We start from the raw sequence: 22,155 nt of genomic DNA on the forward strand, positions 1-22,155 counted from the left end.
GGGATGATTACTTGTGTATACCCAGTTTCTTTTCCAGATAGTGGATATTAGCGCCACCGTGCTGGAAGTTTTCGTCTTTCATGATTTCTAGCTGAAGCGGGATGTTTGTTTTGATGCCGTCGATAATGGTTTCGCTCAGCGCATTACGCATGCGAGCGATGGCCACGTCGCGGTTCTCACCGAAACAAATCAGCTTACCGATCATTGAATCGTAATGAGGTGGCACGGTATACCCAGAGTAGACGTGCGACTCCCAACGAACACCCATACCACCAGGCGCATGAAAGCGCGTGATTTTACCTGGGCTTGGCAAGAAACGAACAGGGTCTTCCGCATTGATGCGACATTCAATCGCATGGCCACGGATAACGATGTCATCTTGTGTGAAAGACAAAGGCTGACCGGCGGCAATGCGCAGTTGCTCTTTGATAAGGTCGATGCCAGTCACCATTTCGGTAACAGGGTGCTCAACCTGAATACGGGTGTTCATTTCGATGAAATAGAACTCGCCGTTTTCATACAGGAATTCAAATGTACCTGCGCCGCGATAACCAATTTCAAGACACGCTCGGCAGCAACGCTCACCGATGTAACGGCGCATTTCTGCTGTGATACCTGGTGCTGGCGCTTCTTCAACCACTTTTTGGTGACGACGCTGCATTGAGCAATCACGCTCGCCAAGGTGAATCGCACCGCCTTGACCGTCAGCCAAGACTTGAACTTCAATGTGACGTGGGTTTTCTAGGAATTTCTCCATGTAAACCACATCGTTATTGAACGCTGCTTTTGCTTCTGCGCGCGTCATTGCGATGGACTCGGTCAGCTCTTGTTCTGAACGAACCACTCGCATGCCACGACCACCGCCGCCACCAGAGGCTTTGATGATCACGGGGTAGCCGATACGCTTAGCAAAGGCTTTGTTTTTCGCTTCGTCGTTGTCCAATGGTCCATCTGAACCCGGCACGCATGGGACGCCTGCTTTTTTCATCGCATTGATGGCAGAAACTTTATCGCCCATTAGGCGAATTGTTTCTGCGCGAGGGCCAACGAAGATAAAGCCAGATTGCTCTACTTGCTCAGCAAAATCTGCGTTTTCAGACAGGAAACCATAGCCAGGGTGGATAGCCACAGCGCCGGTAACTTCTGCCGCGCTGATGATGCGAGGAATGTTTAGGTAGCTTTCAAAGCTTGATGCGGGACCAATACAAATGGATTCGTCAGCCAGCAATACATGCTTCAGATCGCGGTCAGCGGTAGAGTGAACGGCAACGGTTTTGATGCCTAGCTCTTTACATGCACGCAGGATACGAAGTGCGATCTCACCGCGGTTAGCGATGACAATTTTATCTAACATAACTGTCCTCGATTACTCGATGATGATCAGTGGCTCATCAAATTCAACGATTTGACCGTCTACGCACAAAATCGCTTTCACCACACCTGCTTTATCAGATTGGATCTGGTTCATCATTTTCATGGCTTCAACAATGCACAGTGTGTCACCAACGTTCACAGACTGGCCGATTTCAACGAATGATTGCGCTTCTGGGCTTGGTGAACGGTAGAACGTACCTACCATTGGCGAAAGTACTTTATGACCAGATTCAACCGGTGCAGCAGCAGGTGTTTCGGCAACTGGCGCGGCAGCGACTGGCGCAGGCGCTGGAGCGGCCATTGGTGCAGCATACATTTGGGTAGGTTGAGCAGAAGCAGGAACCGCGCGGCTGATGCGCACTGATTCTTCACCCTCAGAAATTTCCAGTTCAGCGATACCTGATTCTTCAACCAGCTCAATCAGTTTTTTGATTTTACGAATATCCATGTTGTCTCATCTCTTCAAATTTGTTGTCAGTTGGCGTCTGACTGCAGGCGGCGCGCCGCTGCCTTCAGTGCAAATTCATATCCGTCTGCGCCTAGGCCACAAATTACGCCTTCTGCTTTATCAGAAAAGTAAGAGTGGTGGCGAAAAGGTTCGCGTGCGTGGACGTTGGACAGGTGCACTTCAATGAATGGGATACCTACTGCAAGGATGGCATCGCGAAGCGCCACGCTTGTATGTGTAAAAGCAGCAGGGTTGATAATGATGTAATCAACGTTTCCCATGGCTTGATGAATTCTCTCAATCAGCGCGTATTCCGCGTTTGATTGGAGGTGATCAAGCTGGAGGTTGAGTTGTGCAGCAAGCGAAGTCAGATCGGCGACAATTTGATCTAACGTTTTCTGTCCATAGTGTCCTGGCTCCCTAACACCCAGCATATTGAGGTTGGGGCCATTAAGTAGTAAAACTTTGCGATTTGTCGTCATATTGATCGCTTTCTTCCTGTTCTTGTGGCGAAAAGAGCGTAACTTCTGCTTTTCAATATCGCGTGGTGCGAGAGCCAATAAATGGCACTCCGACCATTCACTAACTGCCAATTATAGAGAAATCACCGCAAATGGCAGCAAAATACTGGTCTAATCAGACATGTTAAGACTTTCAGCGTTATAGATTACGGGTTTATGACTGGGATTAAGACGCGATAGTTCACGATTTAATCACTTTTGAAATGAAAAATGTTATCTCGATCCCATCAAGAAATATGCGCATTGTTGATATTTGTGGTGATGAGTATTGGTTTTGCGTTTAAAACAGAGGAAAAAGAAAAGGCCGCAATGCGGCCTTTTCATCGACTTAAGTGAACATTAATTAAACCACGCTAGATTTCTCAGCGATGAGTTTATCAACCACGCCGGGATCGGCCAGTGTGGAAGTATCACCCAGCGTACCGGTATCGCCCGTTGCAATCTTACGCAGAATTCGGCGCATGATTTTACCTGAACGCGTTTTTGGCAATGCATCTGTCCAATGGATGAAATCTGGTGTCGCGATAGGACCAATTTCCTTACGTACCCAGTTTTTCACTTCCTTGGTCAGTTCAGCACTTGGCACTTCACCAGAGTTGAGCGTGATGTACGCATAGATAGCCTGACCTTTGATGTCATGCGGTACACCTACGATCGCGGCTTCGGCAATTTTGTCGAAAGCGACCAGTGCGGATTCGATTTCAGCCGTACCCATACGGTGGCCTGACACGTTCAATACATCATCAACACGGCCCGTGATCCAGTAGTAACCGTCTTCATCGCGACGTGCACCGTCACCGGTAAAGTACATGCCTTTGAAGGTTGAGAAATAAGTTTGTTCGAAGCGCTCATGGTCACCAAAGACGGAACGCATTTGGCCTGGCCAAGAATCCAACATGACCAAGTTACCTTCGGCAGCACCTTCTACGATGTTACCCATGTTGTCGACTAGAGCCGGTTGCACACCGAAGAATGGGCGGGTTGCAGAGCCCGGTTTCAGGGCGGTTGCACCTGGCAGTGGTGAAATCAAAATACCGCCAGTTTCAGTTTGCCACCAGGTATCAACGATCGGGCATTTGCTGTCGCCGATGGTTTTGTAATACCACTCCCACGCTTCTGGGTTAATCGGTTCGCCCACCGACCCCATGACACGCAGTGAATCACGCTTGGTGCCTTCGACGGCTTCGTTGCCTTTCGCCATCAGTGCGCGGATTGCAGTTGGTGCGGTATACAAGATGTTGACCTGATGCTTATCGACGACTTCGCTCATACGAGCGGTTGATGGGTAGTTAGGTACACCTTCAAACAAAATGGTCTTGGCGCCGTTTGCCAGCGGACCATAGATCAGGTAGCTGTGACCGGTGATCCAACCAACATCTGCCGTACACCAAAAGACTTCGCCTTCTTGGTAATCAAAGACATATTTGAATGTCATGGTGGCATAAACCAAATAGCCACCAGTGGTGTGAAGAACACCTTTTGGTGTGCCTGTTGAACCTGATGTATAAAGGATGAACAGCGGATCTTCTGCACTCATCTCTTCTGGTTCACAGTTGTCCGATACCACGGCGGTAGCTTCATGCCACCATACGTCGCGGTCAGAATGCCACTCAACGTTATTGCCTGTGCGCTGGTAAACCACCACTTTTTCAACACACGTTACTGCAGGGTTAGCCATTGCAGCATCGACGTTTTGTTTCAACGGTACAGCGCGTCCGCCACGAACACCTTCGTCGGCGGTGATCACGACTTTTGCGTTTGAATCAACAATGCGGCCAGCCAGTGCTTCTGGAGAGAAACCACCAAATACGATGGTGTGAACAGCGCCGATACGGGTACAAGCCAGCATGGCAATAGCCGCTTCAAGTACCATTGGCATGTAAAGACACACGACATCGCCTTTGCGAACGCCTTGACCTTTCAATGCGTTAGCGAACTTACACACTTCAGTATGAAGCTCGCTATAGGTCAGTGTTTTGTCGTCAGTTGGATCGTCACCTTCCCAAATCAGCGCGACTTGGTCGCCTTTTGATTCAAGGTGGCGGTCGATACAGTTAGCAGAAACGTTGAGTGTGCCATCTTCAAACCACTTGATGTCGACATGGCCAGTATCAAAAGAGGTGTGTTTCACCTTCGTAAAAGGCTTGATCCAGTCAACGATTTTGCCGTGCTCGCGCCAGAATCCTTCTGGGTTAACAACAGACTGCTGATACATTTCACGGTAGCCGTCGTTGTTTACGTGCGCGTTTGCTTCAATCTCCGGCATGACCGGGTGCAGGTGAACCTCACTCATTATCTTTCTCCTTGTGTTCCTGCGTGATGCCTTCAGGCATCCTGATTTGGCGACCGCATCATATAAGAATAGGGTACGGTATTGCGGTCTTGTTACATTAAGGTCGGTCAGATGAGGGTTCTCGACAATTAGACTTTAGGATGACGCGTGTGTTTTCTCTGAGATTTGTGAGCTTGCGAGCCTAACACTGAGGCATTGATCTCACTTAAATGCGCCTAGTTGCGTTAGGTTCAAGCTGATCTGGGTATTGGCACGTCGCCATACTTTAAACGTACGTATATCAAGGCTGCGCTGATGGCATCATCAAGTGCATCATGCCGACCAGACAGTGGTAAGTCGAGATGGTGTCCTATCGCCTCCATACTTAAATCGAAGTAGGCGTTGGGAAGAATGTGTTCGAGTTTTTTGCGGTATATGTCACTCACCTCGATGGTAGCGTTTGGCAGTTTGAAGCCTAATAGCCGTTTTGCGTACCGATCGAGGATCGCTTTGTCGTACTGAATGTAATAGCCGACGATCGGGCGATTTTCGATGAAATCAATCAGATGCAGCATGGCGTCTTTTTCAGATAATCCGTTGTTCAAATCCTGATGACGGATACCGTGGATTTTGACGGATTGTGCATTGAGTGACGATGGTGCGCGTAGCGAGAGCGTAAGGGGATCGCTGGTGATAATCATGTTGCCGCGAATTTTAGTGGCAGCAATGGTTACAAGTTCGGCTTTGTGCGGGTCGAGGCTGGTGGTTTCACAATCAAGGGAAACGACTTCTTCACCCGTCGGGGTGGCAAACAAATGCGCGTAAGGCGTATTTCGCCATTGGTAGCGGTGCCAGTATCTCGACAACAGGTTCATATTAGTCTCTGACCTGATAATGCGTCGCGAGCCGTTCTTTGAATTTTTTCACCACGCTAAGGCAGTCACGCAGCAAGTCTCGCTCGGTGCGAGGCAATAGCGTCACATCCAGTTGATTGCCAGTGGTCGTCGCATCATTATCGAGTTGCTGCCGCAATCTGGTTTTAACGAAAAGCTTGAGCGCTTCGGTCAGGTTATTCGCGTTTTCCTGATCCATTGCGTTGCATTTCACCAGTGCATTGAGGCGATCAAAGGTGTTGGTTTCTGTGAGCCCATTTTCGAGCGCCATTGTGCGCACGCCATGAACCAGCGGAAATATCCCGCCTTTTTTAACATCCAGCCCTTCTTTATCAGTTTTAAGGCCGCCAAATAAAGTCAATGGCACTCGAAAAGCAAGGCAAGGGCGCACAAAGGTATTCAATGCCAGCATGTTACCTTTTAACGTTTCACGTAACAGCGCCGATACGGGGTCGAGCAAGGCTTTATTGCCCGCGACAGCATGGCTATCTGCGATGATGGCCAAGTCCATTAAGCTGCCTTCATCGGATATCTGACACAGTGATAGGATATCTTTTTGCCATTCAGTTTGCGTTTTGACCCAGCGGGGGTTGTTTACCATGACATTGCCCGGGCAGGGTGGGTAGCCGAGTCTGCTGAGTACTTCGCTAAATCTCCCCATGTAGTGTTGCACATCTGGCCAATCGGCATCGTCAGCGATGACCAAGCCGTTGTCCTGATCGGTTTTGAGCACTTGCTCACCTCGCCCTTCCGAGCCCATGATAAATAGGCAGCATTTATCATAGAAAGCTTCAGGCATGGTAAGACGAAAGGCTTTTTCGATGATTTGTTCGTTGACCGCAGAGATAAGCTCCATCACAAACTGAGTGTGAATGCCGTTGTTGGTGAGGGTTTCCACTAACTGCTGCTGATTGTTAGCCGCCAGCGCCAGTTCCTCGATGGTATGGGCGCGGTTGATTTGCAGTGTCAAAACGTGAGAGTGGGTCGAGAACAGGCTTAATACCTGCGTCATGTCGAGCATGCCCACGGTCCCGCCATTTTCAGTGACTCTGACGCGTTTTACGCGATCTCGAGTCATTAAAATCATGACGTTAAATAAAAACTCGCCGACTTCGACGCTGATAACTGGCGCTGTCGCGACCTCTCCAACAGGGTGTTGCTGTGAGCAGCCGTCCTCGACAAGTGCATGGAGTAAATTGGTGCGCGTGATAATGCCCACATCGTGCGATTTACCTTTCATGGCGACTAACGCACAATCTTGTTGCTGCTTGTGCATCTGCCGTGTGGCGTCATGAATAGACGTATCGTGATCGAGGGTTAAGATGGGCTGGATATTACTTTCATCCACCTTCGTCAGGATAAATTCAGCAAGATTTTGCTGCTGTTGAGCTTTTTCTAGCAGGCGCTTTCGTTGACTGAAACTGGTATTGAAATAATCGGCGAAGGCTTGGTTTTCTTCGTATAGAGCAACAAAAACCGCTTTGGGCAAGACGTAACACAGCGTGTCTTCCACTGCGCGATAGCAGTGATGGGAATAGCCCAGTAACAAGGCGCGGGCGTCGAACAAGTCATCTTTGATGTATTGTGCCTGTATCTCTTTGGTCTCAGGGTTCACTTCCTGCACTCGCCCTTTGATCACTATGTTCAGCGCACTGTTTTTATCGCCAATATCAATCAGGGTGTCACCACGGCGATAGTACGCCACATCGAGTGCTGAAAGCAGATGCTTGGCCTGTTTAACATTCAAGCGATCAAACGGCGGAGAGTGGGTATCAAATGGTTCTGGCATGGCAACTCCTTTGCATAGGAAAGACGGCACGCGATGTATATCTCAGTGTGTCTCACCACCCGTACGCTTGCCAGCCGACTTTAGTCTATGCGGCTTCGTCACATTTCTGAGGTTACTCGGGTATATCAGTTTTTTTGCTTCGCTGTCAGAATAGCCACTCTTTGAACCTTGGTAGAAGGATCCGCCAGTTTGAAACTTCATCGTCCCTCGCCATTCCATTGGCTTTCTATTTATTACGGGACTTTTTTCTTCGCCTTCGGCGTGTATCTGCCTTTTTGGTCAGTATGGCTTGCTTGGTTAGGGCTATCCCCAGATGAGATTGGGATAGTGCTCGGAGCGGGTATCATGACCCGTTTCGTGGTGAACCTAACAGTGACGCCACGCTTTCACTTGCCGGAACACTTACTCCCTGCTGCACGCTGGATGGCTTTTTTAGGTGCGACGGTGGGTTTTCTCCACCTTATCGCCACACCGAACTTGCTTTGGTTGACGGTGCTTTCTGTGCTGATTAACAGTGTGATAGGGCCTGCGGTTCCTGTGTCTGATGCGTTGGCAAATCACTATCATCGTCGCAAGCTGGTGGATTATGGCAAAGCACGGCTGTGGGGGTCATTGGCGTTTGTTGTAGGCTCAATGGCTACGGGCAGCATGGTCGACACGTTTGGCTCATCGGTGATTGTGCCGATGGCCGCTGTTGCTTTGTTGATCACTTGGTGCTGGAGTTTGTTCTCGCCAAACCCGTTGCCAAAAAATGAAACTCAGCAACCCTTAGCCAGACCGCCGATTCTTCACGTGTTGAAATCACGCAGTGTGATCACTTTTTTCATCATTGTTTCGCTCATTCAAGGCAGTCACGCGACCTACTATGCGTTCAGCGCGATTCATTGGACGCAATCGGGCGTTTCGGACTTATGGGTCGGTTATCTGTGGAGTTTGGGCGTCGGGGTGGAAGTGTTGATGTTTGCGTTCAGCCAGCGCCTGTTCGGTGGGTGGTCAGTGCAATCTCTTTTTCGTCTCGCGGCATGTGCGGTGATTCTTCGCTGGTTGCTGACGGGGTGGTCAACAGAGCTGAGTGTGCTTGTTTTCGCTCAGTCTTTACATGGGATAACCTTTGGTGTCGCGCATATTGCAGCCATGCGATATATCCAGCAGCAAACAGCGGATAGGGTGATGGCGTTGCAAGCGTTATACAGTGCGCTTCCTCTGGGCGGTGTGATGGCGGTGCTCACTGTGCTCAGTGGTGAATTTTACGGGCTGTGGGGAGGTAATAGCTTTTACCTCATGGCGCTATTAGGTGTGCCCGTCTTGTTTCTCTCGTTGCCAATGACTCAACCCAAAAACAGTGCCGTGTGTGCAAAGTCTTAGCGCGGTTCAGGGAGAGGTAGCTCACGGGGATTAGGTTGCACGTTGTTGCAGTGCAGCCGTCGTGGTAAATAAGCGATTGATAACCGCATGTCATGGAAGGATTTATGTCGGCTGGATGGATTGTGGTGCCCGTGGCACTGGCCTACCTTGGGGTTTTGTTTTTAATTGCTTGGTATGGCGATAGCCGCCCGCGTTGGCTTCGAGGCTGGCGCCCATGGATATATAGCCTTTCTATTGCGGTGTATTGTACCTCGTGGACCTTTTTTGGCACGGTCGGGCAGGCATCCAGTCAGCCTTGGTCATTCCTTCCTATCTATTTAGCGCCGATTTTGGTTTTCACCATAGGTTGGCGCTTCCTCGCTCGGATCATTTTGATCGCTAAACGCGAGCACATTACGTCTATTGCTGACTTTATTGCCGCGCGATATGGGAAATCGCAAGGTTTGGCGGTGATGGTCACCGTGATTGCTGTGCTAGGGATCTTGCCGTATATCGCGTTGCAGCTTCGCGGTATTACCATGGGGCTCGACGTGATTGCGCCGGACATTGGTAAAAGTGCAGGGTTGAATCAAGGACAGATCGCTTGGCTAGTGTGTATGTCACTGGCAATGTTCACCGTTCTGTTTGGTACACGCCATATTGACTCTACGGAGCATCACCGAGGCATGATGATGGCGGTGGCCTTTGAGTCTATCGTCAAGCTGGTGGCGTTTTTGGTGGTGGGCATGTTTGCCGTGTTTATGTTGCTCGACGCACCAGGGCCATTGCCGAGTTTGAAAGAGACTAATGTGGTGGGCGAACCGCAGTGGGGAGCGCTCTTAGTTCATACTCTGCTGACCATGGCTGCCATTATTTGTTTGCCACGCCAGTTCCATACCATGGTGGTAGAAAATGCACGTGCGCAGGATTTGCATACTGCACGCTGGGTGTTCCCGCTTTATCTTCTTCTCATGGGCATGTTTGTGTTGCCTTTGGCTTACGCTGGGCAAATTTTCTTACCCCACTTGTCGGCCGATACGCATGTGATCCAATTGCCACTCTCAATGGGTAACGAAGGCATTGCACTGTTGGCATTCTTGGGCGGTGCATCTGCGGCCAGCGGCATGGTGATTGTGTCGACTATTGCATTGGCGATCATGGTGTCAAACGATCTGGTGTTACCTCAGTTATTGCGCCGAATGCGAGTATCTAATCGTAACTTTACGCAATTTTCTGGCTTGTTGCTGAATGTGCGTCGCGCCTTGATATTCCTGCTGCTCATCGCTGCATGGGGTTTCTATCAACTGATCCTTGAAGTGCCTTCTCTCTCTTCCATCGGCTTTCTTTCTTTCGCGGCTATTGCTCAATTTGCACCGCCATTAGTGGCGGGAATATATTGGCGACAAGCCAACAAAAAAGGCGTTTATGCCGGATTGCTGTCAGGTTTTATCGTGTGGTTGATGACGCTGATGATGCAAACGGGGATGTTGGCGGGAGATGAAAATAACAACATTGTGCTGTGGATGCTATCGCCGCCAGATATTCCTTTTTTCCGTTCGTTGAGTCCGGTCGATTGGGGCATGGTGTTGAGTTTGATGGTTAATACGTTTTGCTTTGTTGGGGTCTCAATGGCGACTCGGCCTTCATTGAGCGAACGCCTGCAAGCTGCGAGTTTTGTCGGCACGCCGTTACCAGAGGGCGATGATTCCAGCCTGTATCAAAGCCGTGTGACAGTGGCAGAGCTAGAGATGCTGGCGGCGCGCTTTGTCGGTCGAACACGCATGCGTCAAACGTTTCGCACCTTTGGTGAGCAGCGCAGTGAAATATTGTTGCCGCAGCAGCAAGCCAGTGCAGCATTGATTCGTCATACAGAGCGAGTGCTTGCTGGGGTGTTTGGGGCGTCGTCCGCCAAACTCGTGCTGACCTCTGCGCTGCAAGGGCGCAACATGCAGTTGGAAGAAATTGCCACGATTGTGGATGAAGCCTCTGAGTTGTTCGATTTCAGCCGTGGCTTGCTGCAAGGTGCAATTGAGCACATTAGCCAGGGCATTTCTGTGGTGGATAAACAACTGAGGCTGGTGGCGTGGAATCAGCGTTATGTCGAATTGTTTAACTTTCCGCCAGATTTGATTCAAGTCGGCAGGCCGATTGCTGATGTGGTGCGTTATAACGCTGAGCGAGGATTATGCGGCCCAGGTGAAATTGAAGATCACGTTAAAAAACGCGTCTCTTATCTTCGCCAAGGTTCCTCACACATATCATCACGTGTTCATCCTGATGGACGGGTGATTGAAGTGCAGGGTAACCCAATGCCCGGCGGTGGGTTTGTGATGAGTTTCACCGATATCACTGCATTTCGCGACGCAGAAGAAGCGCTAAAACAATCTAATGAAACCCTGGAAGCACGCGTCGTTGAACGCACTCAAGCGCTGGAATCTCTCAATCGCCGTCTTATCAGTGCCACCAACAAGGCTGAGACCGCCTCGCAATCGAAGAGTCGTTTGTTGGCCGCGGTGAGCCATGATCTGATGCAGCCGATGAATGCCGCTCGTTTGTTTGCTTCTTCGCTCAGTGAAATGGCGCAAGACAAAGACGTACAGAAAATGGCATCTCATATCGAAAGTGCGTTGGGCGCGGCAGAGGATTTGATTGGTGACTTGCTGGATATTTCGCGTCTTGAGTCCGGAAAGATGAAAGCCAAGATCACCCATTTTGAGCTGTCCCATGTGTTTTCTACTCTCGCGGCTGAGTTCGGCATGATAGCGCGTCAACAAGGCGTGGATTTTCGCGTCCAGCATACCGGCTTGTGGATTCGCTCTGACCGACGATTACTGCGAAGGGTACTGCAAAACTTTCTTACCAATGCCTTTCGCTATAACCCTGACGGACGTGTGTTGTTGGGTGTGCGTCGTCAAGGTTCGCAATGCCGTATTGAAGTATGGGATAACGGTCCCGGTATCCCACAGGACAGACAACAAGATATCTTTAATGAATTTACGCGTATCGATCGTAAAGGAGCGGAGCTAGGACTCGGTCTTGGGCTTGCTATCGCGCGCGGTATTAGCCGTATTCTAAACCAGCCGCTGGGTCTGCGATCATGGCCAGGCGAAGGAACTGTATTTTCGATCACAGCGCAACGTGACACCGCATTGCCTCAGTATTGTAACACTGGGGTTGTGGCTGAAGAATCGGTGAAAATTGCCGAACCGTTGTCTGGGGTTCGTGTGCTGTGTGTGGATAATGAAAGGGACATTCTTTCCGGTATGGAAAGCTTGTTATCCCGCTGGGGATGCCAAGTTGATGTTGCAGAAGATCTTGAAGAAGTCGTCAGTTTGTTAGAAGGCGGCTTGAGACCTGATGCCATTCTCAGTGACTATCATTTAGCGCCGTCGTTAACAGGGTTAGATGTATTGCAACGTTGCAGGGAAATGTTAGGAGAAGAGTTTGTCGGTGCCATTATTACCGCGGATCGCACAGTGGATACTCGAACGCTGATACGCGATCTGGGTTTTGGTTATATCGCAAAACCGGTTAAGCCCTTGAAGTTAAGAGCCCTGCTTCAACCAAAAGCGAATTAACATGGAAGCATTCTTTATACCAAGGTTAGATACAGAAGCGGGTCTTATTCGTGCAGAAGGCGCTTGGGATCCACTGACGGTGGAAATACAGGTTGTCGAACTGGCAATGATGGGAACGGATGGCTGGGTAGATGTGACGTTCTGGCTTTCAGAGCAGGAGCATGAAGGAAGAGTGGCAGCGGTTATTTCTGCTGCCAAACATTATCTCGTGGGCCAATAACATCCGACTTATCTTTGGCGCATTACACGCACAGAGACAGTGAGCGTACGCTGACGTTATTTGTCTTCGGTAAACAGGGTTTTATATTCGGCAAACACTGCTGGGGTTTCTGCGTAGTAAAGCGTACCGTCTGCTTTAACCACTAAATGAATTTCACTTTCTTCTGTTGATGGTGCGGGAAGATCGGCAACCCATTGTTTTTTATCTTGGTTATTTGTGGTCATGTCGACGGGTGTAGCATTTCTCCCTTCTTGTTGCACCAAGCTGATTTTGGCACCCTCTAGAGGAAAGTCAGAAATAAGCTTAATGGCTAAGGCATTGTCTGTTAGCTGCTCGGATCGCAGCTTGACCTTGAAGTCGCCATTTTCCAATGTACAGATACCGCTGGTATATCGACAGTTTGAGCCTGGTACCAACTTATAAGACTGCCCTTCCTTCGCCACATGTGGCTTCTCACTGACAGCAAGATCAACACCGAAATACGCGATGATGGCTAAGATAGGAGCAATGAGCATTGCTGCAATTATATGCTTGTTTTTTAACATAATACGTAACTATTTCCGCTTTCATCCTTGGGCTTATGGGCTCAACATACATTAAAAAAAGCCCCATAAAGGGGCTTTTTAGCGTTAACGTGATGCTTATGCCCTTCTTTTTAGAAGCTTGTCGCTTCCTTGGCTGCTAGCAGCTGTATAAAGAAGATTAGTGTGACTGTGCATCGCCTGCGCCAGCAGGAATGCGCACGTGTTCCACCAGATCTTTCACGTGTTGTGGTGTTTCCGCTGTTACGCGTGATACTGCGATAGCGACAGTGAAGTTAATCAACGCGCCGATAGCACCGAATGCGTTTGGCTCAATACCAAAGAACCAGTTGCTACCCCAGTCTTGCAGGAACTTCCAGTCAGCAACAAACAAAATACCTTTGTGTTGGAATACGTAGAACAGGGTGACACTGATACCTGCGATCATACCCGCTATCGCACCTTCTTTGTTGATGGTCTTCGAGAAGATACCCATCATCAGAGCAGGGAAGATAGAGGAGCCTGCTAGACCGAAGGCGAGCGCCACCGTGCCGGCGGCAAACCCGGGCGGATTGAGCCCGAGGTAACCGGCAAAGGCGATGGCAAAGGCCATTGCTATCCGGCTCGCCATGAGCTCGTTCTTCTCGGATATATTCGGCATCATGACCCCTTTCAACAGGTCATGAGACACCGCGGAAGAGATAGCCAATAGCAGACCCGCTGCCGTAGACAGTGCTGCTGCGAGACCACCCGCTGCAACCAATGCAATCACCCAGTTAGGCAGTTGTGCGATTTCAGGGTTCGCCAGAACCATGATGTCACGGTCAACTTTCAGCTCGTTCGTTGCAGCGCTTGAGGTGTAGTTAATTTCGCCGTCATTGTTTTTGTCGTCAAAACCAAGCAGACCCGTTTTCTCCCAGTTCTTGAACCAGTCAGGACGCTCATCATAAACAAGGTGCTGACCCGGAGCAGGGTTCACAGTGTCCATCAGATTCAAACGTGCCATTGCAGCAACAGCTGGCGCAGTGGTGTAGAGAATCGCGATGAAGAACAGAGCCCAACCCGCAGAGATACGTGCGTCACGTACTTTAGGTACAGTGAAGAAACGAATGATAACGTGTGGTAAACCTGCGGTACCAATCATCAGTGACAAGGTGTAGACGAACATGTTAAGGGTGTCACCGCGTACTGATGTTGTGTATTCGCTGAACCCGAGTTCGGTCACCACCTGATCAAGCCGATCGAGCAGATAAGTATCCGTGCCTGTCATGGTACTGCCTAAGCCAATTTGTGGCAGAGCGTGACCAGTAAGTTGCAGCGAAATAAAGATAGCAGGAATGGTGTATGCGAGAATGAGGACACAGTACTGTGCAATCTGGGTATAGGTGATGCCTTTCATGCCACCGAATACCGCGTACATGAATACGATCGCCATACCGATGTACAGGCCAGTTTCGTAGTCCACTTCAAGGAAGCGACCAAATGCAACTCCCACACCTTTCATCTGACCGATAACGTAGGTGATAGAAGCAATAATCAAACAAATAACGGCCACAATACGGGCAGTGTTTGAATAGAAACGTTCACCGATAAACTCAGGCACAGTAAATTTACCAAACTTACGCAGGTAAGGCGCCAGAAGTAGAGCCAGCAAAACGTAACCACCAGTCCAACCCATCAGGAATACTGAGCCGCCGTATCCCATAAAGCCGATAAGACCAGCCATTGAGATAAATGACGCTGCAGACATCCAGTCGGCGGCTGTTGCCATGCCGTTTGCAACAGGATTAACCCCACCGCCTGCAACATAAAACTCTTTCGTTGTTCCTGCGCGAGCCCAAATCGCGATGGCGATATAGAGCACAAACGTAAAACCTACGACAAGATAAGTAACGGTTTTCAAATCCATGATACAGCTCCTTACTCGTCGTCTTCTACGCCAAACTCACGGTCGAGTTTGCGCATCTGAAAAGCGTAAATAAAAATGATTGCTAAGAAGGTATAAATTGACCCTTGTTGTGCAAACCAAAAGCCCAGTTTGTAGCCGCCGATGCGGAATTGATTAAGCTCATCAACAAACAGGATGCCGCAACCAAACGACACCACAAACCAAACCACTAATAAGCCGATCATTAGCCTGACATTTTTTTGCCAGTAAGCTTGGGCGTTATCTCTTTTCTGTTCCTCAGACATCACCATCTCCTTAAGTGCCGAGTTAACGGATTGTTACGTTTCGACAATAGCAGGCTAGATGGGAGGAAACACTGCAACTTTAGTCGAGCGAAATAAGTCCGTAACTGATTGTGCTATAGGGGATTGTGTGACGAGGGATCAACCTTTGGCTTGTTAATGGGATGTTAACCAAGCCAAAGGTCTAATAGGCTTTAGGCTAAGGTGTAAAAATCGAGAATGCCCTGTAGCAAATTGTTGGTTGCAACGGCTGCAAGGATTAAGCCCATAACGCGGCTTATGATGGATGCGCCCACTTGGCCGATGATTTTGTGGATCACACTGGCGCTTAACAGCAGCAGTAGGGTAACCACTAATACCAGCATCATAATGCCCGCAGTCATGGCTTGTTCGGCGAGGGCAAAGCGGTGATTGTCGGTGAGCATCACAATGGCCATCATGGCGCCGGGCGACGCAATAGAAGGTACGGCTAGCGGATATACTGCGGTTGCTGACAGGTCTGATCGTGTGAGCGTATCACTGCTCATTTTGGTCTCTTGATCGGGTTTGCTCTCGCCAAAAATCATCGTTAAGGCAAATAACAGCAAGACTAAACCGCCTGCAGCCTGAAAGGCAGGCAGTGGAATTTGCATCGCTTCGAGCAAAAACTGGCCAGCGATAAGAAAGAACAGCAGGATGGACGCTGAAATGAGTACGGCTTTAACAGCCACGACACGTCGTTGCTGTTTGGTCATATGGCTGGTTTGTGAGAGGTAAACAGGGACGGAGCCGATGGGGTCAATGACAGCCCAAAGGACGACGAACTGGGTGATTAATACGCTAAGCAAGTATGGCCTCCTAGTCGAGTAGAGAAGGTCAAAAGATGGCGAGCCAGAGCGGCAAGCTATGATTGAAGATGATACCACACCTTGCTTTCAGCTTGCTGTCTGTTTGGTAAAGTGGGGTTTAAATGTGGTTAATGATCGGGTGAACTATGTTGAAGCAAAATAACCGCTTGAGTGCGATTTTTCACCCCTAACTTGCGAAAAATTGCCGTCATATGCGCTTTAATGGTGGCTTCTGATACATTGAGTTCATAGGCGATTTGTTTGTTGAGCAGACCGTCAGATAACATACCTAACACTTTGTATTGTTGAGGTGTTAACGATGCGACCTTTTCCATTAGCGATTCTTCATCGCTATGACCACTAAAATCAACGCCCTCAGGAAAGCATGGCTCGCCGTCTAACACTTGATTTAGGGAGTTAATCAACTCTCGCATATCACTGGATTTAGGAATAAAACCCACCGCACCGTTGGCTTTCACCTGACGGACAACGCTGGCTTCTTCACTGGCAGATACGACCACGATCGGGAGTTCTGGATATTGCACCCGTAAATGGATAAGTCCTGACATGCCATTGGCGCCGGGCATTTTCAAATCCAGCAGCAGCAAATCAATATCAGGTTCTTTTTCTAAAAGCGCAGATAGACTATCAAGCGAATCTGCTTCAAGCAGGTTCGCACCACTGATCGCCATGTGCACTGATTGGAACAGTGCATTGCGAAACAAGGGGTGGTCGTCAGCGATGACAATGGTGTATTGAGCGTCCATAGCGATTTCGTTAATACCTCTTTAACAAAAAAGCTAACACTGGGCATGAAATTGATCAATTTGCATAGGTGGGAAGTAAGAGCTTGATCCCCCGTCATCAGTAGGCAATGTCGGGGGGATCAAGTTTGAGTGCAATTAACCCTGAGAATTAATCAGCTGATTTTGAGCTAAGTGAGATAGAAAGGGGGCTGGCCCCATAAAACCGGTTAAGCGAGCATCGGGCATTGGCTTGCCGTCAGCATCCCAAAAATCTAGCGTTGGTAGCCCAAGCACATTCAATGATATGAGCAGTTTGATGTCTTGTGGTCGGTTGGCGGTGACATCCGCTTGTAGCAACACAATGTCTTGTAATTGCGGTGCCACCTTTGAATCATGGAAGGTGTATTTTTCAAATTCCTTACATGCAACGCACCAATCTGCATAGAAATCCAACATAACCGGCTTGCCTGCTTGTTTAGCCGCGGCCAGCTCGCGATTCAAATCGTCGATAGACGTGATGCGCGTAAAGTTAACCTCAGGAATGTCCGCTTTGACGCTGTTAACAAACAATGCGTTGTAGGTGTATGCCGCACCAGTGCTGAGCCCTAGAATCGCAATGATACCTAAGATGCTCGCCAGCTTGCCTGGTTGGAGTGTTCGGCTGATGTGATACAGCCATCCCAAAGAGACAAGCAGCCACACTGCCCATAGCCATATGCTGATCTCTTCCATCAGTAAGCGCTCCAGAAGAAAGATCGGGGCTGCCAGCAGTATCAAACCAAAGAAGGTTTTGACTTTATCCATCCATGCGCCAGCTTTTGGTAACAGCTTGTTGCCGAACATCGCTGCAATAATCAATGGAATACCCATACCTAGCGCGAGTGCATAAAGCGTGACCGCGCCAGTAAGCAGATCGCCACTTTGCGCGACATAAAGCAGAGCGCCAGAAAGTGGAGCCGTGGTGCACGGAGAGCAAATTAGTCCGGAAATTGCTCCCATCGCAAATACTCCCGCGCTGCTGCCACCTTTTTGATGGTTACTCATTTCACTGAGCTTGGTTTGCAAACCCGTCGGAAGCTGCAGGTTAAATACACCGAACATCGACAGCGCTAGCACAACAAACAGTGCGCTTAGTCCCATCAACACATAGGGGTGTTGAAACGCCGCTTGAAATTGCAAACCGGCCGAAGCCACGACCAATCCCAATAAGGTGTAAGTCAGTGCCATGCCTTGAACGTAAAGCATGGAGAGCTTGAATGTCTGACCATGTGTTTTCTTACCGCCACCTAGCACGATACCCGTGAGAATTGGATACATAGGTAGTACGCAAGGCGTAAAAGCAAGGCCAATGCCTAAACCTAAAAACAACAAAGGCTGCCACCAGTTGTCTGCCAAGCTGCTCACATCCGTTTGTGAGCCAGAAGATGGTATTCGTGTTGCCGTTTTTTCTGATTGGTTTTGGGTAACAGTGGGTGTTTTGTCTGTTGTTGAAGTACCACTAGTCACTGCGCTTAGCGGGACATTTACGGTTTCTGGTGGATAGCAAAAACCTGCATCGGCACAGCCTTGGTAGGTGACATTTAGCGATGAGCTGTCAGTGGCGCTAAGAACTGGCACCGTGACGGTTAATGGTTTTTTATAGATCAAGACGTCGCCAAAGAATTCATCTTTGTAAGGTTGGCCTTGGCGCATCTCCATCGAGCCAACTTTTGCATCCTCGCTGACTTTTACCTCAAACTTATCTTGATAGAGGTAATACCCAGGCATTACCTGCCAATCAAGATAAACACGATCGCCTTGCTGCGTGAAGTTGAAGGGGAACGCTTGATCAACAGGTACAAATTTCGGCGTACTATCAATTGAGGGTGCGGGGGAGTTAAACAGAGAAAACTCTGCATGTGCGGGAAATGCGCTCATTAGCGCAAGCGCAAAAATGGCGATAAATCGTGAGCCTATTGTCGACATAGCCTTCATCAGAAACTGTTTACCTAAGAGTGGAACAAACTATATCACTGAGACCGGAAAAGGCTGAATTCGTTTCCAGAAAGTGTCAGTTAAATAATTTTAGGCGGTTGGGCGTTGTTTGATCGACTGTGAAAAAAGAAAAAGGGCCCCTAAGAGCCCTTTGTCGAGTGAGGTGTTGGTTACAAAATGATGCCACCAACCACAAAGCCTAGCGCAACCGAGGTGCTAATGGTGACGACACCCGGAATGAAGAAGGGATGGTTGAACACCAGGTTACCAATGCGGGTTGAGCCAGTGTCATCCATTTCTACCGCGGCCAGTAAAGTTGGGTAGGTTGGCAATACAAACAGCGCAGAAACGGCGGCGAAAGAAGCGATTGCCGTTAATGGTGCAACGCCAATGGCCAGTGCGGCAGGCATTAATGCAACCGTGGTAGCACCTTGCGAGTAAAGCAACATGGAAGCAAAGAACAAAACCATTGCTAGCATCCACGGGTATTCAGACAGTAAGGTGCCTGCCACTTCTTTGATGCCATCAACGTGTGCATTGACGAAGGTTGATCCTAACCATGCCACACCCAGTACACACACACATGCTGTCATCCCCGAGCGGAAGGTTGGTGCTTCGGCAATTTTCGACGCATCAATGCCCGTGGTCAGCACAATCAGTGCAGCGGCTGCCAGCATAAAGGTCATGATGGCTTCATTACGCCCAAGTGTTGGGTTCTCAATCAAGCCAATTGAGCCCGAAATCGCTGCGGCGTAGCTCACTACAATGACGATCGCCGCCAAAAAGATGTAAGTCGCTTTTTTCGCTGTCGGCGCGATAACACGCTTTTCTGTGCCTTGCAGCTTGATCTGTCCTTTTGCCAGACGTTCTTGATAAACAGGATCGTCTTTCAGTTCGCAGCCCATGAAGTTCGCGACAAAAGCGCCCGCCATACAAGCAATAAAAGTAGTAGGAATACAGATCGCCAGTAGCGTTAGGTAACCAATACCAAGAGGCTCAAGGATGCCAGAGAAGAAAACCACTGCCGCCGAAATAGGAGAAGCAGTGATGGCGATTTGCGATGCCACCACAGCGATAGAAAGTGGGCGAGATGGACGAATACCTTGTTCTTTAGCCACTTCTGCAATAACAGGTAGCGTTGAAAACGCCGTGTGCCCTGTACCAGCCATTAGTGTCATTAAATAGGTTACGATCGGCGCATAGAAGGTGATTTGCTTTGGATTCTTACGAAGGAAATTCTCTGCTTTTTCAACCAACCAGTCCATACCGCCAGCAACCTGCATCGCTGCAATGGCCGTGATCACGGACATAATGATCAAAATAACGTCGATAGGGATGTAACTTTGGCTGGTTGGCATGCCCAAAAATAATGAAAGGGCGATAACACCCGCGCCACCGGCTAAACCGATACCAATACCACCGATCCGCGCACCTAAATAGATAAAGGCGAGAACGACGAACAACTCCACTGCTACCATGGGTAACTCCTGCTCAAATGATGAAAATGAAAAAACAAACGGAGCGACTCTCAATCCGTGCTTTTGTGCCTTTAACCCAGATGTTTATATGGTTTCTAGGGCGCAATAACAGCGTTAAAAATCTCTTCGTTTGCTTTACATCAAGCCCTGTGAATCACCACGGTTTTGGGCTTTAAAGCAAAAAAATGGGTACTCATTGTGAGTACCCATGATTTGACACTTAGTTATAGCGCTTCGCTTTGTATTGCGGATGCATCAAGTTTTCGACAGAGAAGATATCGTCGAGCTGCTCTTCCGTTAGAAGGCCGCGCTCAAGCACAACATCTCGCACACTCTTGCCGGTTTCAGCACAGATTTTACCGACGATATCACCTTCGTGATGGCCGATAAATGGATTGAGGTAAGTCACGATGCCGATGGAGTTGAAGACATAGCTTTCACAAATTTCTTTGTTCACGGTAATGCCATTAACGCATTTCTCACCCAAGTTGATACAGGCGTTAGACAGAATCTCAATAGATTCGAACAGTGCCTGACCAATTACAGGTTCCATAACGTTCAACTGAAGCTGACCCGCTTCTGCTGCGAAGGTTACCGTGGTGTCGTTACCAATGACTTTAAAGCACACCTGATTCACCACTTCTGGGATCACAGGGTTAACTTTCGCTGGCATGATAGAAGACCCCGCCTGCATTTCTGGCAGGTTGATTTCATTAAGACCAGAACGAGGGCCAGAAGACAGTAAACGCAAGTCGTTACAGATTTTCGACAGTTTCACTGCGAGGCGCTTAAGTGCGCTGTGAACCATCACATAGGCACCGCAATCTGAGGTTGCTTCAATCAGATCTTCCGCTGATGTGCAGTTAAGACCAGTCACATCAGCCAAACGTTGAACGGCCAGTTGTTGGTAACCTGCAGCTGCGTTTAGACCCGTGCCAATAGCGGTCGCACCAAGGTTAACTTCTAGCAACAATTCGGCGGTGTACTTCAGGTTCTTCACTTCTTCTTTTAGAAGGACAGCAAAGGCGCGAAATTCTTGGCCAACCGTCATAGGCACGGCATCTTGAAGCTGGGTGCGACCCATTTTCAGAATGTTCTTATTCTGCTCCGCTTTGCCTTCAAATTCGCTTTGCAGGTAGCTGATAGAATCCATCAGCGTCAGGATGCTGTTGTATACCGCAATACGAAAACCCGTTGGGTAAGCACAGTTGGTTGATTGACTCTTGTTGACGTGATCGTTTGGATTGACCACGTCATAGTCGCCTTTTTCCTTGCCCATGAGTTCTAGCGCAAGGTTGGCAATCACTTCGTTGGCGTTCATGTTGACCGAGGTACCCGCGCCACCTTGATATACATCAGAAGGGAACTGGTCCATGCATTTGCCTGTGTCCAACATCAGGTCGCAAGCTTTGATGATGTAGTCACCTACATCTGCAGGGATAACCCCTAGCTCTTTGTTGGCCATTGCAGCGGCTTTTTTGGTGAATACCATGCCGCGAACAAACTCAGGAACATCTGAGATAGTGGTGCGTGAAATATTGAAATTCTCGATCGCTCGAAGGGTATGAATACCGTAATACGCATCGGCAGGAACATGGCGTTCACCGAGTAAATCTTCTTCGATACGGGTCGCGAGATGAGGGAAAGTCAGGTTTTTTTCGAGATCAATCGTCTGTGACATAGTTTGGCCCTAAATGAAACTTATTTTGGATAATTAATAGCCATAAAGTTCGCTGTAGAGTCCATTCACCAGAGATTTTGGCTGGATGAGTGTAAGTTTTCATCCGATTTATGCTAATGGATTTTACTCCTACATTGCCGTAAAAACATGAGAAAGATCACCAATTAAAACGAAGTCAGACTAATTGCACAGTTATGTGATCTAGATCTTCATTGCGCTTGTTTCTCATTGTTTTATCGAGCTATCGAAACGTATTGATACTGTTAAAATCTGTACCTTAACGCTAATTTTTTTGATAA

General features: G+C 48.8%; 17 protein-coding genes. 3 read left to right on the forward strand and 14 right to left on the reverse strand.

Going from position 1 to position 22,155, the window contains the following annotated elements:
* Window positions 1-7: 7 nt before the first annotated feature.
* The 6 genes from accC to A1OO_RS06625 all read right to left on the reverse strand — a co-directional run bounded on the left by accC (window position 8) and on the right by A1OO_RS06625 (window position 7,297).
* Complete coding sequence (gene accC, locus A1OO_RS06600) at window positions 8-1,354, reverse strand: acetyl-CoA carboxylase biotin carboxylase subunit (RefSeq protein ID WP_016960670.1); 1,347 nt, start codon at window positions 1,352-1,354, stop codon at window positions 8-10.
* Between the two features lie 12 nt (window positions 1,355-1,366).
* Complete coding sequence (accB, locus tag A1OO_RS06605; protein WP_017004512.1) at window positions 1,367-1,822, reverse strand: acetyl-CoA carboxylase biotin carboxyl carrier protein; 456 nt, start codon at window positions 1,820-1,822, stop codon at window positions 1,367-1,369.
* Between the two features lie 26 nt (window positions 1,823-1,848).
* The gene (gene aroQ, locus A1OO_RS06610) at window positions 1,849-2,304 is read right to left on the reverse strand and encodes a type II 3-dehydroquinate dehydratase (RefSeq protein ID WP_026024007.1); all 456 of its coding nucleotides are present in this window, start codon (window positions 2,302-2,304) and stop codon (window positions 1,849-1,851) included.
* Window positions 2,305-2,686: 382 nt separating this feature from the next.
* Complete coding sequence (acs, locus tag A1OO_RS06615) at window positions 2,687-4,636, reverse strand: acetate--CoA ligase (protein WP_017004514.1); 1,950 nt, start codon at window positions 4,634-4,636, stop codon at window positions 2,687-2,689.
* Window positions 4,637-4,866: 230 nt separating this feature from the next.
* Entirely contained in the window at window positions 4,867-5,490 is a 624-nt protein-coding gene (locus A1OO_RS06620) for a 3'-5' exonuclease (RefSeq protein WP_017004515.1), read from the reverse strand.
* Window position 5,491: 1 nt separating this feature from the next.
* On the reverse strand, window positions 5,492-7,297 hold the full coding sequence (locus A1OO_RS06625) for a DUF294 nucleotidyltransferase-like domain-containing protein (RefSeq protein WP_017004516.1): 1,806 nt from the start codon (window positions 7,295-7,297) through the stop codon (window positions 5,492-5,494).
* A gap of 189 nt (window positions 7,298-7,486) precedes the next feature.
* Here A1OO_RS06625 and A1OO_RS06630 point away from each other — a divergent pair, with 189 nt between their 5' ends.
* The 3 genes from A1OO_RS06630 to A1OO_RS06640 all read left to right on the forward strand — a co-directional run bounded on the left by A1OO_RS06630 (window position 7,487) and on the right by A1OO_RS06640 (window position 12,439).
* Window positions 7,487-8,662, forward strand: a complete 1,176-nt coding sequence (locus A1OO_RS06630; RefSeq protein ID WP_026024008.1) for a 3-phenylpropionate MFS transporter — start codon at window positions 7,487-7,489, stop codon at window positions 8,660-8,662.
* A gap of 104 nt (window positions 8,663-8,766) precedes the next feature.
* Entirely contained in the window at window positions 8,767-12,219 is a 3,453-nt protein-coding gene (locus tag A1OO_RS06635) for a PAS domain-containing hybrid sensor histidine kinase/response regulator (RefSeq protein ID WP_017004519.1), read from the forward strand.
* A gap of 1 nt (window position 12,220) precedes the next feature.
* Complete coding sequence (locus A1OO_RS06640) at window positions 12,221-12,439, forward strand: hypothetical protein (RefSeq protein WP_017004520.1); 219 nt, start codon at window positions 12,221-12,223, stop codon at window positions 12,437-12,439.
* A gap of 56 nt (window positions 12,440-12,495) precedes the next feature.
* Here the strand turns inward: A1OO_RS06640 and A1OO_RS06645 are convergent, their stop codons facing one another.
* The 8 genes from A1OO_RS06645 to aspA all read right to left on the reverse strand — a co-directional run bounded on the left by A1OO_RS06645 (window position 12,496) and on the right by aspA (window position 21,856).
* Window positions 12,496-12,984, reverse strand: coding sequence for a hypothetical protein (locus A1OO_RS06645; protein WP_016960679.1), 489 nt, complete (start codon window positions 12,982-12,984; stop codon window positions 12,496-12,498).
* 157 nt (window positions 12,985-13,141) lie between these two features.
* Complete coding sequence (locus tag A1OO_RS06650) at window positions 13,142-14,869, reverse strand: sodium:solute symporter family protein (protein WP_017004521.1); 1,728 nt, start codon at window positions 14,867-14,869, stop codon at window positions 13,142-13,144.
* Between the two features lie 11 nt (window positions 14,870-14,880).
* Window positions 14,881-15,153 (reverse strand): DUF4212 domain-containing protein, encoded by a 273-nt coding sequence (locus tag A1OO_RS06655; RefSeq protein WP_016960681.1) that lies wholly within the window; start codon window positions 15,151-15,153, stop codon window positions 14,881-14,883.
* Window positions 15,154-15,344: 191 nt separating this feature from the next.
* Window positions 15,345-15,977 (reverse strand): MarC family protein, encoded by a 633-nt coding sequence (locus tag A1OO_RS06660; protein ID WP_016960682.1) that lies wholly within the window; start codon window positions 15,975-15,977, stop codon window positions 15,345-15,347.
* Window positions 15,978-16,105: 128 nt separating this feature from the next.
* Window positions 16,106-16,744, reverse strand: a complete 639-nt coding sequence (locus A1OO_RS06665; RefSeq protein WP_016960683.1) for a response regulator transcription factor — start codon at window positions 16,742-16,744, stop codon at window positions 16,106-16,108.
* A 135-nt stretch (window positions 16,745-16,879) separates the two neighbouring features.
* A complete protein-coding gene (locus tag A1OO_RS06670; RefSeq protein WP_017004522.1) occupies window positions 16,880-18,688 on the reverse strand; it encodes a protein-disulfide reductase DsbD in 1,809 nt (602 codons plus the stop codon).
* Between the two features lie 179 nt (window positions 18,689-18,867).
* Window positions 18,868-20,175: an anaerobic C4-dicarboxylate transporter gene (locus tag A1OO_RS06675; RefSeq protein ID WP_016960685.1), complete on the reverse strand. Its 1,308-nt coding sequence runs from the start codon at window positions 20,173-20,175 to the stop codon at window positions 18,868-18,870.
* A 220-nt stretch (window positions 20,176-20,395) separates the two neighbouring features.
* Window positions 20,396-21,856 (reverse strand): aspartate ammonia-lyase, encoded by a 1,461-nt coding sequence (aspA, locus tag A1OO_RS06680; protein WP_017004523.1) that lies wholly within the window; start codon window positions 21,854-21,856, stop codon window positions 20,396-20,398.
* Window positions 21,857-22,155: the final 299 nt, after the last annotated feature.

Source organism: Enterovibrio norvegicus FF-33, assembly GCF_000286835.2.
Lineage (GTDB): Bacteria > Pseudomonadota > Gammaproteobacteria > Enterobacterales > Vibrionaceae > Enterovibrio > Enterovibrio norvegicus_A.